The 15,799-nt window shown below is 68.3% G+C and carries 9 protein-coding genes; 7 read left to right on the top strand and 2 right to left on the bottom strand.

Translation table 11 applies throughout. The features are described 5' to 3' along the window. Positions 1 to 205: 205 nt before the first annotated feature. The gene (locus YWC_RS0123175) at positions 206 to 1,198 is read left to right on the top strand and encodes a GGDEF domain-containing protein (protein ID WP_229413176.1); all 993 of its coding nucleotides are present in this window, start codon (positions 206 to 208) and stop codon (positions 1,196 to 1,198) included. Here the strand turns inward: YWC_RS0123175 and tyrS are convergent. Next, positions 1,195 to 2,442: a tyrosine--tRNA ligase gene (gene tyrS, locus YWC_RS0123170; RefSeq protein WP_027867524.1), complete on the bottom strand. Its 1,248-nt coding sequence runs from the start codon at positions 2,440 to 2,442 to the stop codon at positions 1,195 to 1,197. The genes YWC_RS0123175 and tyrS overlap by 4 nt on opposite strands. 373 nt (positions 2,443 to 2,815) lie before the next feature. On the opposite strand from tyrS, the gene YWC_RS31785 reads away from it, so the two are divergent. After that, the gene (locus YWC_RS31785) at positions 2,816 to 4,825 is read left to right on the top strand and encodes an MHYT domain-containing protein (protein ID WP_084416552.1); all 2,010 of its coding nucleotides are present in this window, start codon (positions 2,816 to 2,818) and stop codon (positions 4,823 to 4,825) included. Here YWC_RS31785 and YWC_RS0123160 read toward each other — a convergent pair. Next, positions 4,822 to 6,858: a tetratricopeptide repeat-containing diguanylate cyclase gene (locus YWC_RS0123160; RefSeq protein ID WP_229413175.1), complete on the bottom strand. Its 2,037-nt coding sequence runs from the start codon at positions 6,856 to 6,858 to the stop codon at positions 4,822 to 4,824. The genes YWC_RS31785 and YWC_RS0123160 overlap by 4 nt on opposite strands. A 386-nt stretch (positions 6,859 to 7,244) precedes the next feature. Here YWC_RS0123160 and bcaP point away from each other — a divergent pair, with 386 nt between their 5' ends. From bcaP to cphA, 5 genes are all read left to right on the top strand, one after another. Next, the gene (gene bcaP, locus YWC_RS0123155; RefSeq protein ID WP_036206064.1) at positions 7,245 to 8,639 is read left to right on the top strand and encodes a branched-chain amino acid transporter BcaP; all 1,395 of its coding nucleotides are present in this window, start codon (positions 7,245 to 7,247) and stop codon (positions 8,637 to 8,639) included. Positions 8,640 to 8,761: 122 nt separating this feature from the next. Further along, on the top strand, positions 8,762 to 9,379 hold the full coding sequence (locus YWC_RS0123150) for an isochorismatase family protein (RefSeq protein ID WP_027867521.1): 618 nt from the start codon (positions 8,762 to 8,764) through the stop codon (positions 9,377 to 9,379). A 119-nt stretch (positions 9,380 to 9,498) separates the two neighbouring features. Beyond that, positions 9,499 to 11,268 carry a thiamine pyrophosphate-requiring protein gene (locus YWC_RS0123145; protein WP_027867520.1) on the top strand — a complete coding sequence of 590 codons (1,770 nt, stop codon included), beginning with the start codon at positions 9,499 to 9,501 and terminating at the stop codon, positions 11,266 to 11,268. Positions 11,269 to 11,401: 133 nt separating this feature from the next. Further along, the gene (locus YWC_RS0123140) at positions 11,402 to 12,868 is read left to right on the top strand and encodes an iron-containing redox enzyme family protein (protein ID WP_229413174.1); all 1,467 of its coding nucleotides are present in this window, start codon (positions 11,402 to 11,404) and stop codon (positions 12,866 to 12,868) included. Positions 12,869 to 12,940: 72 nt separating this feature from the next. Beyond that, positions 12,941 to 15,583, top strand: a complete 2,643-nt coding sequence (gene cphA, locus YWC_RS0123135; RefSeq protein WP_027867518.1) for a cyanophycin synthetase — start codon at positions 12,941 to 12,943, stop codon at positions 15,581 to 15,583. The last annotated feature ends 216 nt before the right edge of the window (positions 15,584 to 15,799 follow it).

The following is a 15,799-nucleotide window of genomic DNA, read 5'->3' as shown; positions in this document are numbered from 1 at the left end:
GTAATCCCTTTCGTTCGCCCATGTCGATCTCACCTGCGACCGGATGGGCCGCACCAAAGACTTGATCGTAGCCGGAAAGAGATAGGCCAAGGCTCACGAAAAATCACGACCATGCACTTTTTGTAAATTGAACTTTTGGCACAGGGGCCAGCGGCGGCGCAAACTCGGGTATGATCCGGAAGTTGCTTTTTGTCATCATATTGGAATGTCCACCCGCCCGGCGATGAATACCAGGACCGATCCCGCCAGCGCTGCTGCGAGCAGTTTCGCCACGCGCGCCATCAACCTCGTCAACTCCGGCCTGATCGTGCTCGACGCCGGCCAGGAAATCGTACTGTGGAACGGCTGGATGGTGCCGCGCTCCGGCTACGCCGCCGCGCGGGTACGCGAGCGTTCCTTGTTCGAGGTATTCCCGGAACTGCGCGGCTCGCGGGTCGAGTCGGCGGTGCTGGCAGCCCTCACCGAGGAGACCGCGACCACCATCCCGGCCTCGAGCGGCCGCGCCCCGTTCCCGCTGCGCGAGGCGGGCAGCTTCGATGGCGCCCGCATCGAGCAGGCGGTGAGCGTGACGCCCTTCAGCGAAGGCGGCGAGCGTTTCTGCCTGGTCGAGATCCGCGACGTCAGCGGCGCCGCCGACCGCGAGCGGCGCCTGCTCGACCACGCGGAATCGCTGCGCGCCCGTTCCTACGTGGACGGCCTGACCGGCATCGCCAACCGCCGCCATTTCGACGTCGCCCTCGACCGCGAGCTGCGCCGCGCCCAGCGCAACGGCGGCGCGCTGTCGCTGCTCCTGATGGACATCGATTCGTTCAAGGCCTACAACGACCACTTCGGCCACCAGGAGGGCGACGCCTGCCTGAGCACAGTGGCGCAGGCGCTGGCCGCCATGTGCAAGCGTCCGGCCGATGTCGCCGCGCGCTACGGCGGCGAGGAGTTCGCGGCGATCCTGCCCGACACCACGGTCGAACAGGCGCGCGCCCATGCGAACGCGATCCGCGAACACGTAGTTTCGCTCAATTTGCCGCATGCGCCGGCGGCGCTCCGTCCCCATGTCACCCTGAGCATCGGGGTGGCGGGCATCGAGCGCGGCCGCGCGATCGAGCCGGCCCAGCTGATCGAGGCGGCCGACAAGGCCTTGTACGCCGCCAAGCGCGGCGGACGCGACCGGGTGGTGGTCGACGGCGAGCTCGCCGCTTAAGGCCGCGCCGCCGCGGATTCCTGCGCGGCGAGCTCGATGCGCACGTGGCGGCGCTTGCCGGCCGAGAGCAGCCAGGCCCCGGCGCCTTGCGGCAGGAGCGTGTCCGCATCCGCGACCGCCGTACCATCCAGGCGCAGGCCGCCGCCCGCGGCCAGGCGCCGCGCCGCGCCGCGCGACGCCACCAGGCCCGAGTCGACCGCCAGTTCGGCCAGGCTGATGCCGGCCAGGCGCCGCCCTTCGCCGATCCGGTGGACCGGCAGGCTGTCGGACCCGTTCTCACCGCCGAACACGCTGGCCGCGCCACGCGCGGCCGCCTGCGCCGCCGGTGCACCGTGGGCCAGGCAGGTCGCCTCGTTGGCCAGGACGATCTTGGCCTCGTTCAGTTCGGCGCCGCGCAGCGCCGCCAGACGCCGCACCTCGTCCATCGGCAGCTCTGTGAACAGCGCCAGGAAACGGCCCACGTCGCGGTCGTCGACGTTGCGCCAGAACTGCCAGAAATCCCAGGGCGCGAGGCGCTGTGCATTCAGCCAGACCGCGCCGTCGGCGGACTTGCCCATCTTCCTGCCGTCGCTGGTGGTGAGCAGGGGCATGGTCAGGCCGTACAGGTCCGGCATGCCCTGGCGCCGCGCCAGGTCGACGCCGTTGATGATGTTGGCCCATTGGTCGGCGCCGCCGACCTGCAGGCGGCAGCCGTGGCGGTGCGCCAGTTCGGTGAAATCGTGGGCCTGCAGCAAGGTGTAGCCGAATTCCAGGAAGGACAGCGAGTGTTCCAGGCGCGAGCGGATCGCATCGTAGGTGAGCATGCGCCTGACGCTGAAGTGGCGCCCGACCCGGGCCAGGAAATCGAGGTAGCCGAGCCCGTCGAGCCAGTCGGCGTTGTCGACCACCTGGGCGTCCGGGCCGAGGTAGCGCGTGAAGGCGCTCTTGATGCCGGCGATGTTGGCGGCGATCGCGGCGTCGCCCAGCACCGGGCGGCTGGTGTCGCGAAAGCTCGGGTCTCCGATGCGGGTGGTGGCGCCGCCGACGAGCAGCAAGGGCCGGTGGCCGGCGCGCTGCAGCCAGCGCATCAGCATCAGGCCCCCCAGGTGGCCGACATGCAGGCTGTCGGCGGTGGCGTCGAAGCCGAGGTAGGCCGTCAGCGGTCCGGCGCCCAGGGCCACGCCGAGGCCGGTGGCGTCGGTGCACTGGTGGACGAAGCCGCGTTCTTGCAGCAGCTGGAGCAGGTCGGATGAAACTTTGGACATCGAAGTCTTCCTTGGAAAAGTGGAACGCCCAAGGATCGACCACGATCAGCCGCGGTCCGCCGAGGGCGGACCGGGTTGCACGCAAGCCCCTACCGCCGCGAAGTGCGGTAGGCGTAATAGCTGGCGTGGGAATGGATGGAATGCATGGCTTGATGGTAAGGGCATGGAGCGCATCGGTCAAGCTGGCCGGCGCCGCCGTCCTGTGGCGCGGGCGCATCGGGCGCGCACCAAGTCCGGGCGCGTCCAGTAAAATTGCCGGGTAGAAAAACAAGGCGGGGCCGCTCCTGCCCGACCTGTCAGATTCGATGGCGCCAGGGCCGGCTGGCGTCGTGTACACTCGGGTCGCCAGGCTGGCACCGTGCTTGGTGCGGACATGAAGGGATTTGACTTGGCTCCTATGCTGATCGGCCATTACCAACCAACGCTGGTGCTGCTCTCGATCCTGGTGGCGATCTTCGCCTCGTACACGGCCCTGAGCCTGTCGATGCGGGTCAAGCAGTCGCACGGCCATGCGCCGCATGCCTGGATGGCGGGCGGCGCCTTCGCCATGGGCAGCGGCATCTGGGCCATGCACTTCATCGGCATGCTGGCCTTCCGCCTGCCGATGCCGCTCGCCTACGACCCCCTGATCACCTTCGTCTCCTGGCTGCTGCCGGTGGCCGTGTCCGGACTGGCCTTGTGGCAGCTGCGCCACCGCGAGCTCTCCGTACGCCACCTGGCCTGGGGCGCGATCCTGATGGGCCTCGGCATCAATGCGATGCACTACACCGGCATGGCGGGCATGCGCATGGACCCGGCCATCCGCTACGATCCCTGGCTGTTCGCCGCCTCGGTGGCGATCGCCATCGGCGCCTCCGCCGGCGCGCTGTGGATCGGTTTCCGCCTCAACGAGAACGTCAGGCATCCGCGCCTGCTGCAGCTGGGCGCCGCTGTCGTCATGGGCGGCGCCATCGCGGGCATGCACTACACCGGCATGGCCGCGGCCCACTTCGATGCCGCCAGCGTTTGCCGCGCCGCCGACAACGGCGTCAACCAGGACCACCTGGCCATCCTGGTCGCGGTGGCCAGCTTCGCGGTGCTCAGCATCGCGCTGCTGGCGGCGGTGTTCGATACCCGCCTGGAGTCGCGCAACCGCACCCTGGCGGCCTCGCAGGAAGCGGCCGCCGAGCGCCAGGAGCTCTACCTGCGCGAGCAGAAGGCACGGGTCGAGGCCGAGCACCTGAGCCAGCTGAAGGACGAGTTCCTGGCCACCCTGTCGCACGAACTGCGCACGCCGCTCAATGCCATGCTGGGCTGGTCGCAGCTGCTGCTGCAGGGCTACCGCGACGAGGCCATGCTGCGCCGCGGCCTGGAAACCATCGAGCGCAATGCGCGCGCCCAATCGCAGCTGATCGAGGACATGCTCGACATGAGCCGCCTGATCGCCGGCAAGATACGGGTGGAAGCAAAAGCCGTGACGCCGGCCGAATTCGTCAACGCCGCACTCGAGACCGCGCGTCCGGCGGCGCTCGGCAAGCAGATCCAGCTGGTGGCCGAGGTCGACTACGACGCCGGGCCGGTGCTGGGCGACCTCGGGCGGATGCAGCAGGTGTTGTCGAACCTGGTGTCGAACGCGATCAAGTTCACCGAGCCGGGCGGCCGGGTCGCCGTGAGCGTGAGGCGCGAAGGCGACGCGGTGGCGATCGACGTCGCCGACTCCGGCATCGGCATCGATCCCGAATTCCTGCCCTATGTGTTCGACCGCTTCCGCCAGGCCGATTCCTCGTCCGCGCGGCGCCATGGCGGCCTCGGGCTGGGCCTGGCGATCGCGCGCCAGCTGGTCGAGCTGCAGGGCGGCGCCATCACGGTGGCCAGCAGCGGAGTGGGGCGCGGCGCCACCTTCACCGTGCACCTGCCGATCCATCGGGGCATGGCCGTGGCCGAACCTGCCGCCGCGGCGCCGCCCGGCCCGGTCGACCAGCCGGCCAACCAGCCAGGCGGCAGCCTGGCCGGGCTGACGCTGCTGGTGGTGGACGACGAACCCGATTCGCTCGAACTGGTGCAGCAGGTGCTGGCCGAGAGCGGCGCCCGGATCGTGACCGCGACGGGTGCCGCGGATGCCCTGCGCATGCTCGAGCGCCACCGTCCCGACCTCCTGATCAGCGACATCGGCATGCCCCTGATGGATGGCTTCGAGCTGATCCGGCGGGTCCGGGCCGAGCGTGACAGGACCTTGGCCGGCGTGCCGGCGATCGCGCTCACCGCGTTTTCGCGCCGCGAAGACCAGCAGCGCGCTTTGGCGGCGGGCTTCGACGAATACCTGGCCAAGCCGCTGCGCCCGGCAGTGCTGTTGCAGACGGTGGTGGGGATGGCGGGGCGCAGCGCCCTGAGCCGCTTGGCCTAAGCTGCCGGGTGCCCGTGCAGGTCGGGCAGCACCAGGTGCAGCTGCAGATTGCGCTCCAGGCCCGGGCTTGCGCCCGCGGCCTCCACGCCTTCGACGATGAAGGCCCGGTTGCGGCCCGCTTCCTTGCCCTTGTAGAGCGCGCGGTCGGCGAGCGCGATTGCCTGTTCCCAGCCCAGGGCTTCGCTCGAGCCGAGCGGCAGCGAGACCGCGCCGGCGGTGGCGCTCACCGAGAGGGTGGTGCCGTCCTCCAACACCACCGGCGTGCCGGCAATGGCATTCAGGATGCGCTGCACCAGCAGCGGACGCCGGGCCTCGCTCACGCCCTGCGAATACACCAGGAATTCCTCGCCGCCCCAGCGCAGCACCATGTCGGTATCGCGCACCACCTCGTTCAGGCGGCGTCCCACCTCGACCAGCACCGCGTCGCCGGCGGCATGGCCGTGCTGGTCGTTGATGCGCTTGAAGTGGTCGATGTCGAGCAGCGTGAAGCAGTCGTCGCTGGCCGCTTGCCGGGCGCGCATGCGGTCGACAAAGGAGCGGCGGTTGTACAGGCCGGTGAGCGGGTCGTGCGCCGAGCGGTGCGCCAGTTCGGCGTTCAGTTCGGCCAGGCGCCGGCTGGTGGCCTGCGACTTCCGGTACAGCATGAACACGAAGGCGGACAGCAGCAGGGCGATGCCGGCGCCGAGCGAGGCCAGGGCCAGGCGCAGGTTGCGGTTGTCGATCTCGGCGTCCTTGACCGCGTTTTCCTGGCGCAGGCGATCGATCTGCGCGGCGCGCTGCTTGGCGTTGAACTGTTCTTGCAGCGCGGCGAAGGCCTTGTTGCGGCGCTCCAGTTCCAGCGATTCCTGGATCTTCTCGCGCTCGCGCACCGCCTGCAGCGCCTGCTTGTGCAGGCCGGCCCGTTCCAGGGCTTCGCCCTTCTCGGCCAGGATGTTCGACACCGCCAGCATGGCGCCGGCCTTGCGCAGCTCCTGCGCGGTGCGGTCGATGTGGACCCTGCCTTCGGCCATCCGGCCCTGGCCGAACAGGGCGAAACCGAGGTTGGCATAGACCATCTGGATGATGCTCTGGTCGGTCACCGCCTCGGACAGCGCCACGGCGGCGCGGGCGGCGCGCTCGGCCTCGACCCAGCGCTGGGCCCGCAGGTAAGCGTCGGAGACGTTGCCCAGCACGCTCGCCTCGATCCAGCGCAGGTCGTGCTTGCGTGCCAATGCCAGGGCGTGCCCGAAGGCGGCGTGGGCCTGCGGCAGCTGGCGCAGGGTGACGTAGGCGCGGCCGTCGAGGAAGTACATCAGGGCTTCGACCCGCGGCGGGAGTTCCTCGCCGGCGCGCGCCTCGCGGTAGGCGCGCGTGGTGTCGAGGGCCTTGACCGGGTCGCCGCTGTTCACGTACAGGCGCGCCAGGGCCAGGCGCAAGTCGGCTTCGCGCGGACTCCACAGCTTCGGGGTGCGCTGTACCAGTTCGAGGGCGCGCAGGTAGTGCGCGAGGGCGCGGTCGTGCTGGCCGGTGGTGTTGTAGATCGCGCCATACGCCGTTTCGGCATTCGCTGCGAACTCGGTGCTGTGCAGCTCGCGGTACTGGGTGTTCAGGTTTTCCAGCAGGGCCATCGCGCTGGCCGGGTCGTTGTCGTTGAGCCGCTTGTGGACCCGGCCGAGGCTGGCCAGGGCCAGCTGCAGGGCGTCGCCCTCGCGCGTGGCGAGCCGGATGATGCGTTCGTCGACCGCATAGCTGTCCGCCAGCTGGCCGGCGTCGATATGGATGCGGCGCAGCAGGCGCAGGTAGGCGACGTGGAGGGAATAGGGTGCGCCCTCGGTAAACGCGGGCGCTTCCGCCAGCAGGCGTGCGCGCGCATCGGGATTGCTGCGCTCGGCCAGCTGGCCCAGCTCGCGCAGGCGCAACTCCGCCGCGACCGGGCCTGCCGCCCAGGCATCCGCACCCGGGACGATGGCGGCGCAGGCCAGTGCCAGCAGCAGGGCGGGCAGGGACCGGCGCCGGGTGCGCATCGCCTGGTGCGATGCCTGTCGAGTTGTCATGGTGCGCAGCTGCAGCAAAAGATGGGGTGCGTGGGAGGGCCGAAGAGTGCGGGCGCCGCCGGCCGCGGCGACAGAAAGATTATGTTCTGTTGACTTGTGGAAATCAAGCAGCGCCGCGCGGCCAGGATGAATACGCAACGGTCGTGGTTTTTTTATTTGAAACAAAAGAATTAATCGGTTTTCATTACTTTACTTTGATTCCGACCAGCAATCTGGTGATAATGTCACGTCTGCGGCTTCGGGCAAGAGCGGAAGCGGCAAGAGGCGACAATCGGTTCACGGGTCGGGCATGCGGTCTACCGGCCGGATGGCGAGCACGCAGGGCATACGGTGCAGCGGCAAACACAAGACGCGGAACCAAACTATTTTTGATTGGAGAACAAGTAGTGAGTCTTTTCAGAACCAAAAATCTTGACACGATGGTCGCGGCGGCCCAGAAGCCGGGCGGCCTCAAGAAAGTGCTGGGTCCGTTCGACCTCGTGTTGATGGGCATCGGCGCCATCGTCGGCACCGGCATCTTCGTCCTGACCGGCACCGGCGCCGTCACCGCCGGTCCGGCCCTCACACTCTCCTTCATCATCGCCGCAATCGCCTGCGGCTTCGCCGCGCTTTGCTATGCCGAATTCGCCTCGAGCGTACCGGTGGCCGGCTCGATCTACACCTACAGCTACTTCACCCTGGGCGAGATCGTCGCCTGGATGATCGGCTGGGACCTGCTGCTCGAATATGGGCTCGCCACTTCGGCGGTCGCGGTCGGCTGGTCGGGCTACTTCCAGTCCCTGCTCAAGGGTATCGGCATCGTCCTGCCGGAAGCGCTGCGCGCGGCCCCGGGCGCCCAGCCGGGCGTGAACACCCTGTTCAACCTGCCCGCTTTCCTGATCATGATGTGCCTGACCTTCCTGCTGTCGCTCGGCGTGCGCGAGTCGGCGCGCCTGAACAACATCATGGTGATCATCAAGACCGGCGTCGTGATCCTGTTCATCGTCGTCGGCGTCAACTACGTCAAGCCCGACAACTGGCAGCCCTTCATGCCCTTCGGCGCGGGCAGCGTTCTGAGCGCCGCGGCGCTGGTGTTCTTCGCCTTCATCGGCTTCGACGCCGTGACCTCGGCGGCCGAGGAAGTCAAGAATCCGGCACGCGACCTGCCGATCGGCATCATCGGTTCGCTGGCCGTGTGCACCGTGCTGTACGTCGCCGTGGCGGCGATCATGACCGGCATCGTGCCGTACATGCAGTTCGAAGGCGTCGATCACCCGGTCTCGCTGGCGCTGCAGGTGGCGGGCCAGGACTGGGTCGCCGGCTTCGTCGACCTGGCCGCGATCCTGGGCATGAGCACCGTGATCCTGGTGATGGCCTACGGCCAGACCCGCATCCTGTTCGCCATGTCGCGTGACGGCCTGCTGCCGGCCAAGCTGTCGGAAGTGCATCCGAAGTACGGCACCCCGTACTTCGCCACCTGGATGGTCGGCATCATCTTCGGCCTGATCGCCGCGCTGGTGCCGCTCGGCGTGCTGGCCGAGCTGGTCAACATCGGCACTCTGGCCGCGTTCTCGCTGGTCTCGGTGGCCGTGATCATCCTGCGCAAGAAGCGTCCGGACCTGCCGCGCGCCTTCCGCTGCCCGGGCGTGCCGGTGATTCCTGCGCTGGCCATCATCTTCTGCCTGGTCCTGATGTCCTTCCTGAGCTGGCACACCTGGGTCGCTTTCGGCATCTGGATCGCGATCGGCCTGGCCGTATACTTCCTGTACGCCCGCCAGCGCTCGCTGCTGCACAAGCAGTAAGCCCGCGCTAGCACGATCATGAAGCGCCCGGCCCACGCGAGTGGCCGGGCGCTTTCCGTTCCGGCGGGCGTCCGCCCTCCGTGGTAAGCTTGCGCGCAGTCCTACTAACGGAGAATGCTTCCATGAGCGCCATCGTGCTCGGCAAGGGCGACGCCCTCCTGATCGTCGACCTGCAGAACGACTTCCTTCCCGGCGGCGCGCTGGCCGTGCCGCGCGGTGACCTCGTCATCGCCCCGATCAACGCGCTCATCGACCTGTACCACGAGCGTGGCTTGCCCATCTACGCCTCGCGCGACTGGCATCCCGAGGACCATTGCTCGTTCACGGCCCAGGGCGGACCCTGGCCGCCGCATTGCGTGGCGGCGACCGAGGGCGCCCTGTTCAGCGAGGCCCTGCAGCTGCCCGAGGAGGCGATCGTGATCTCCAAGGCCCTCACGGCGGGCGAGGATGCCTACTCCGCCTTCAACGGCACCGGCCTGGCGCGCAGCATGCTTGCCGACGGCATCACCCGGCTGGCGGTGTGCGGCCTGGCCACCGACTACTGCGTGCTCAATACGGTGCTGGACGGGATCGAGGCCGGCTTCGAGGTGCTGCTGGTGCTTGAAGCGACCCGCGCCGTCGAAGTCAAGCCCGGCGACGGCGACCGCGCCATCGCGGGCATGCTGGCCAGGGGCGCGGTGCCGGTGCGGCTCTCCGCCGGCCAGCTGGTGGCGGACGTGGCGCTCGGCGCCCGGCTCTAGGTACTGCGCGGCCCGCTTGCCCTGCTATGCGCGCCAGCGCACGGTGCGGCCACGCCAAAGGCCGTAGCCTGCCGGTTCCTGCCTGCCACCCGGCGGGCCCTACCTGCAAGGGGAATCGAATGGCAACGGTCGGCGACTTCCTGCTCGAACGCCTGCGGCAATGGGGCGTGCGGCGCATCTTTGGCTATCCAGGCGACGGCATCAACGGCATCATGGCCGCCTTCGGGCGCCAGGACGCCGTCGAGTTCATCCAGACCCGGCACGAGGAAATGGCGGCCTTCATGGCCTGCGGCCACGCCAAGTTCACCGGCGAGGTCGGCGTCTGCCTGGCCACCTCGGGGCCGGGCGCGATCCACCTGCTGAACGGCCTCTACGACGCAAAGCTCGACCACCAGCCGGTGGTGGCCATCGTCGGCCAGCAGAAGCGCGGCGCGCTCGGCGCCAGCTACCAGCAGGAAGTCGACCTCGTCAGCCTGTTCAAGGACGTCGCCGGCGAGTACGTGCAGATGGCAACGTCGAGCGAACAGGTACGCCACCTGGTCGACCGGGCGGTGCGCATCGCCCTCAGCGAACGCTGCGTTACCTGCGTCATCCTGCCGAACGACCTGCAGGAAGAAGACGCGGTACCGAACCCGCCGCGCGAGCACGGCTACACCTTCAGCGGGATCGGCGCGGGCAGCCGGGCCTTGGCGCCGCCGGAGGAGGCGCTGCGGGCGGCGGCCGCGATCCTGAATGCCGGCAGCAAGGTGGCGATCCTGGCCGGGGCGGGCGCCATTGGTGCGCACGACGAACTCGCCGAGGTGGCCGAACTGCTGGGCGCGGGCGTGGCCAAGGCGCTGCTGGGCAAGGCCGTGCTGGCGGACGATCTGCCCTTTGTCACCGGATCGGTCGGCATCCTCGGCACCCGGGCCAGCAACGCCATGCTGCAGGATTGCGACACCCTCCTGATGGTGGGCTCGAGTTTTCCCTACGCCGAATTCCTGCCGCCCGAAGGGCAGGCGCGCGGCGTCCAGATCGACATCGACGGCCGCATGCTGGGCCTGCGTTATCCGATGGAGGCCAACCTGATGGGCGACGCCAGGGCCACGCTGCAGTCCCTGATTCCCCACCTCGAACGCAAGGCGGAGCGCTCCTGGCGCCGCAAGATCGAAGCCGATATCGTGGAAAGCCGGCGCCAGCTGGCGCAGAAGGCCCTGGAGCCGGCCAAGCCGGTCAATCCGCAGCGCGTGTTCACCGAACTGTCGCCACGCCTGCCCGAAGGCGTGATCCTGGCCGGGGACTCCGGCTCGGTGGCGGCGTGGTATGCGCTGCACCTGCAGCTGCGTCCCGGCATGCTGGCCTCGCTGTCCGGCACGCTCGCGACCATGGGTTCGGCCGTGCCCTACGCGCTGGCGGCCAAGATGGCCCATCCGGACCGCCCGGTGATCGCGCTGGCCGGCGACGGCGCCATGCAGATGAACGGCATCAACGGCCTGGTGTCGGTCGCCTGGCACTGGCAGCACCGCCGCTGGCCGAACGCGGCCTTTGTCGTGCTGGTGCTGAACAACCGCGACCTGAACTTCGTCACCTGGGAGCAGCGCGGGATGCAGGGGGAGCCGAAGTTCCAGCCGTCGCAGCGGCTGCCCGATTTCTCCTACGCCGAGTATGCGCGCATGCTCGGCCTGGCCGGCGAGCGCATCGAGGATCCGGAACAGCTGGGTGCGGCCTGGGAGCGGGCCCTGGGGAGCGGCAAGCCCTTCGTGCTGGAAGCGGTGGTGGATCCGAACATCCCGCCGCTGCCGCCGCAGACGGTCGAGAAGCAGCGCGAGCAATACGAGGAGGCGATCGGGAAGGGCGACAGTGAGGCGGCGGATGTGCGGCGCGGAGCGGACGCGCAGTCCGATTCTTGACCATTTGGTCAGATTTTAGCTGACCCGTTTTTGTATTTTTGTAATCCCTATCTTACATACTCACAGCGCCGCTACCGATTCTGTGTACATGGCCCAGGCCGGATAATGTTGCAATCGTCCCAAGAGACCAACGATGCCATCCGAGACCATGAATTCGATGCTGTTAGCAGACGCCACCAACGTCGCGGTACCCCGCGTTCCCGCCATCCGGGAACGCTCGAAGTCGCTGTATTTTTCGCTGTACCAGAACCCGCAGGCGCATCTGGACGAAGCGCGTGCCTATGTCGCCGACCAGGTCGCCGCCGTGCAGGCGCTGCCGGCCGACCTGCCGTCGAACATCGCCGAGCTGCCGGCCTGGGTCGAGGAGCGTACCGATGCCGTCGGCGCCCAGTACCGCGAGTACCTGGCCGCGCGCAAGAACGGAGCGCCGCGCCGCTATTTTTCATGCCGCGCGCACGCCCTGTACTTCATCAAGGCGGTGGCCCCGACCAAGCTGGTGGACGGCGCCTGGCTCTACGGCCTGCTCAAGCACTGGGACAACCCGGCCTACCACGAGCTGATCAAGACCTACCTCGAAGAGCTGGGCGAAGGTGCGCCAAGCAAGAACCACGTCACCATCTACCGCAAGCTGCTGGCTACCCACGGCTGCGAGGCCTGGGAACACCTGGATGACGATCACTTCGTGCAGGGCGCGCTCCAGCTCGCGCTCGGCCACAATACCGAGCACTTCCTGCCGGAGGTCATCGGCTACAACCTCGGCTACGAGCAGCTGCCGCTGCACCTGCTCATCACCTCGTACGAGCTGAACGAATTCGGTATCGACCCGTATTACTTCACGCTGCACGTCACCGTCGACAATGCCGCCAGTGGCCATGCCCAGAAGGCGGTGCAGGCCCTGACGCAGCTGATGCCGCGCGTGGGCGACCGCGACGCCTTCTATCGCCGGGTGCTCGACGGCTACCGCCTGAACGATATCGGTGCCAGCACCACCTCCAGCATCGCCGAGTTCGACCTGCAGGCCGAACTGGTGAACATCCTCGCCGCCAAGAGCGGCGTCGGCAAGAACATGCACTCGGATTACTGCCGCGTCGCCGGCCGCTCGGTCAACGACTGGCTGGCCCTGCCATCGCAGATCCCGGACTTCCTGGCGGCGCTGGAAAAGGCCGGCTGGATCAAGCGCGGCGAAGAGGTCGAGCACAGCCGCTTCTGGCGCCTGGTGCACGGCGAAAAGGCCGAGATGTTCGGCGTCTTCAACGCCTATGAACAGCAGGTGCTGCGCGACTGGATCCAGTCGGCACCCGGCGGCGAGCGCGCCGAGGGACCGCGCCTGCTCACCTGGCGCGCACGCCAGCGTACGCTGGACAACCTCGGCGAGCACGCGGACCGCAGCGCGCACTTCCCGGAACGGGGCCTGATCCGCCGCCATCCGCGCCTGGAAGCGCCGGACAACGAACTGCGCCTGCTCGAGGAGAAGGTGGCTGGGGCAGCCGGCAAGCAGGAAGCGATGGAACTGCTGGGCGCCCTGATGTCGCCCGAGGTCCACCACACGGCGGCCGGCCTGATGGCCACGCGCATGTACACGCGGCTGTTCGACGCTTGAGGACGCCGCTACCGGAATTCCCGCGCGCCGGCCACATCCGGCGCGCTCAATAATTATTACAAGGATCTATTCGTGCAAATCCTGGAACAGCGCTTCCTGCGTGGACCCAACGTCCATGCCGACTCTCCCTGCCTGCTGAGCGTGATCGACCTGCAGGACCTGTATGGCATCTCCTCGAAAGACATCCCCGGTTTCAACGACGCCTTGCTGGGCGCGCTGCCTTCGCTTGCCGGACAGATCCTGCCGATCGGCCAGCGCGGCGGCTTCGCCCAGCGCCTGCGTGAAGGCACCTACCTCGGCCGCGTGATCGAGCAGGTGACGCTCGAGCTGCAGATGCTGGCCGCGGGCGAGTCGACGTCGCCGGCCAGCTACGGGCGCACGCGCCCGGTTGCCGGCCGTCCCGGCGTATTCCGCATCGTCTGCGCATACGAATCCGAGAAGCTGGTGCAGCCCGCTTTCCAGCTGGCGGTGGACCTGGTCACCGCGTTTGGTAACGGTGAAGACTTCGACCTTTCCCCACGCCTGGACGAGCTGCGCTCGATCGCCGCGCGCTACGCCATCGGCACCAGCACCACGGCGGTGCTGGCGGCGGCGCACGAGCGCGGCATACCGACCCAGCGCATCACCGAGGATGCCAACCTGTTCCTGCTGGGCTGGGGCGTCAAGCAGAAGCGCCTGCAGGCCACCACCACCGGCGACACCAGCTTCATCGCGGTGAAGATCGCCAGCGACAAGCAGCTCACCAAGACCCTGCTCAAGGAAGCCGGCGTGCCAGTGCCGGAAGGCTCGGTGGTTACCTCCGTCGAGGATGCCTGCCGGGCCGCCGCGCGCATGCGGGCGCCGGTGACGCTCAAGCCGCTCGACGGCAACCAGGGCAAGGGCGTCACGGTCGACTGCCGCGACGACGAGCAGGTGAGCCGCGCCTTCGAGTTCGCGCGCCAGTACGGCCGCCGGATCATCGTCGAGCGCTTCGTCGAAGGCCGCGACTACCGCGTGCTGGTCGCCGGCGGCCAGGTAGCGGCGGCCTCGATGCGCCGCCCGGCCCACGTGGTCGGCGACGGCGTCGCCACCGTGCGCGAGCTGGTCGATCGCGAGAACGAGAATCCGGCGCGCGGCTCCGGCCATACCAACATCCTGACCAGGATCGCGCTCGACGACCATGCAGCCGACATCCTGCGCAAGCAGGGCTTTGACTTCGACAGCGTGCTGCCGGTCGGCGTCACGGCGGAACTGCGCGGCAACGCCAACCTGTCTACCGGCGGCACCGCCGAGGACGTAACAAGCCTGCTGCCGGAATCGACGCGCCTGCTGTGCGTGCGGGCCGCCGCCAAGATCGGCCTGGACGTGGCCGGCATCGACATCGTCTGCCGCGACATCGCGCTGCCGCTCGAAGCCCAGCGCGGCGCCGTCATCGAGGTCAACGCCGCGCCCGGCATCCGCATGCACCAGTACCCGAGCGCGGGCGAGCCGCGCGATGCGGGCGACGCCATCGTGCAGGGCCTGATGGGCGGCTCCGACGGCCGCATCCCGCTGATCGCCGTGACCGGCACCAACGGCAAGACCACCACCACGCTCCTGATCGCGCACACGGTGCGCCTGGCCGGCAAGGTGACCGGCGTGACCACCACCGAAGGCGTCTTCATCGACGGCAAGCAGGTCGCCAAGGGCGACTGCACCGGCTACTGGTCGGCGCGCACCGTGCTCGGCTCGCCCGACGTGGAGGTGGCGGTGCTGGAGACGGCGCGTGGCGGCATCCTCAAGCGCGGCCTGGCCTTTGACCGCTGCGACGTCGGCGTGGTGCTGAACATCGCCGCCGACCACCTCGGCCTGGATGGCGTGGACACCGTGGAAGACCTGGCCCAGGTCAAGGCGGTCGTCGCCACCTCGGCCTCGCGCGCCGTGGTGCTGAATGCCGAAGACCCGCTGTGCGTGGCCATGGGACGCCGGGCCAAGCCGGAAGCGGAGATCGTGTACTTCTCGATGGACCCGGAGAATCCGGTGTTCCTGCAGCACCTGGAAGAGGGCGGGCGCGGCGTCTACCTGCAGGACAACGCGGTGGTGGTCGCCGACGGCAACCTGCACCAGGAACTGGTGCGTGTCGAAAGCATGCCGGTGGCCTTCGGCGGGCGCGCCCGCTTCAACATTGCCAACAGCCTGGCGGCGGCGGCGGCCCTGATGGCATCCGGCTTCAGCAACATGCAGATCGCCACCGGCCTGTCTACGTTTGTGTCGAACGGCCGCACCAATCCGCTGCGCACCAATATGTTCGATATCCGCGGCGTGACCGTGATCGTCGACTACGCGCACAACCCGGCGGCCTACAGGGCGATGGCCGAGATGGCGCGCGCCCTGCTGCCGGGACAGCTGGTGGGCATCGTCACCGCCCCGGGCGACCGCCGCGACGAGGACCTGCGCGAGGTCGGCCGCGTATGCGGCGCGCGCTTCGACGAGCTGGTGGTGTACGAGTCGCAAAGCCGCGGGCGCGCGGTGGGCGAGGCGGTCGACCTGATCCTCGACGGCGCGGAAGAAGCGGCCGGCATGAGCGACACGCTGCATCGCGTGATCGAGGTAGGGGAGGCGATCCGCCACGGCCTGAGCCTGTGCCGTCCCGGCGACGTGCTGGTGTTCGCCTGCGGCTCCTCGCTGCAGGTGTTCGTGGATGCCCTGCGGGTCAATGATCCGGAAAGCGCGGACCTGGTGGCGGCGCAGGTGTGACAGCCCGCGCCAATATAAAAAAACGGCCTGCGGGCCTAATGCCGTTCAGTTAAGACTGAACGGCATTTTTATTTTGTCGTTGTAAACGTTGCGCATCGCTGTTAACCTTCGTCGCCATGTTCGATGACACTCTTCATTTTCTAGCAAATCATCTCGAAGCTCCCGACTGGACAAGGTTGGGTGAGCATCTTCCTACTGAATGGATCGAACAGGCGC

The organism is Massilia alkalitolerans DSM 17462, assembly GCF_000427785.1.
Taxonomy (GTDB): Bacteria; Pseudomonadota; Gammaproteobacteria; order Burkholderiales; family Burkholderiaceae_D; genus Telluria; species Telluria alkalitolerans.
This window is presented reverse-complemented; position numbering and strand designations above follow the sequence as displayed.

What these genes read in the sequence shown, in the direction of transcription:
- YWC_RS0123175 (WP_229413176.1), top strand. Translation starts at nt 206, where the DNA reads ATGTCCACCCGCCCGGCGATGAATACCAGGACCGATCCCGCCAGCGCT.
- tyrS (WP_027867524.1), bottom strand. Translation starts at nt 2,442, where the DNA reads ATGTCCAAAGTTTCATCCGACCTGCTCCAGCTGCTGCAAGAACGCGGC.
- YWC_RS31785 (WP_084416552.1), top strand. Translation starts at nt 2,816, where the DNA reads ATGAAGGGATTTGACTTGGCTCCTATGCTGATCGGCCATTACCAACCA.
- YWC_RS0123160 (WP_229413175.1), bottom strand. Translation starts at nt 6,858, where the DNA reads ATGACAACTCGACAGGCATCGCACCAGGCGATGCGCACCCGGCGCCGG.
- YWC_RS0123150 (WP_027867521.1), top strand. Translation starts at nt 8,762, where the DNA reads ATGAGCGCCATCGTGCTCGGCAAGGGCGACGCCCTCCTGATCGTCGAC.
- YWC_RS0123145 (WP_027867520.1), top strand. Translation starts at nt 9,499, where the DNA reads ATGGCAACGGTCGGCGACTTCCTGCTCGAACGCCTGCGGCAATGGGGC.
- YWC_RS0123140 (WP_229413174.1), top strand. Translation starts at nt 11,402, where the DNA reads ATGCCATCCGAGACCATGAATTCGATGCTGTTAGCAGACGCCACCAAC.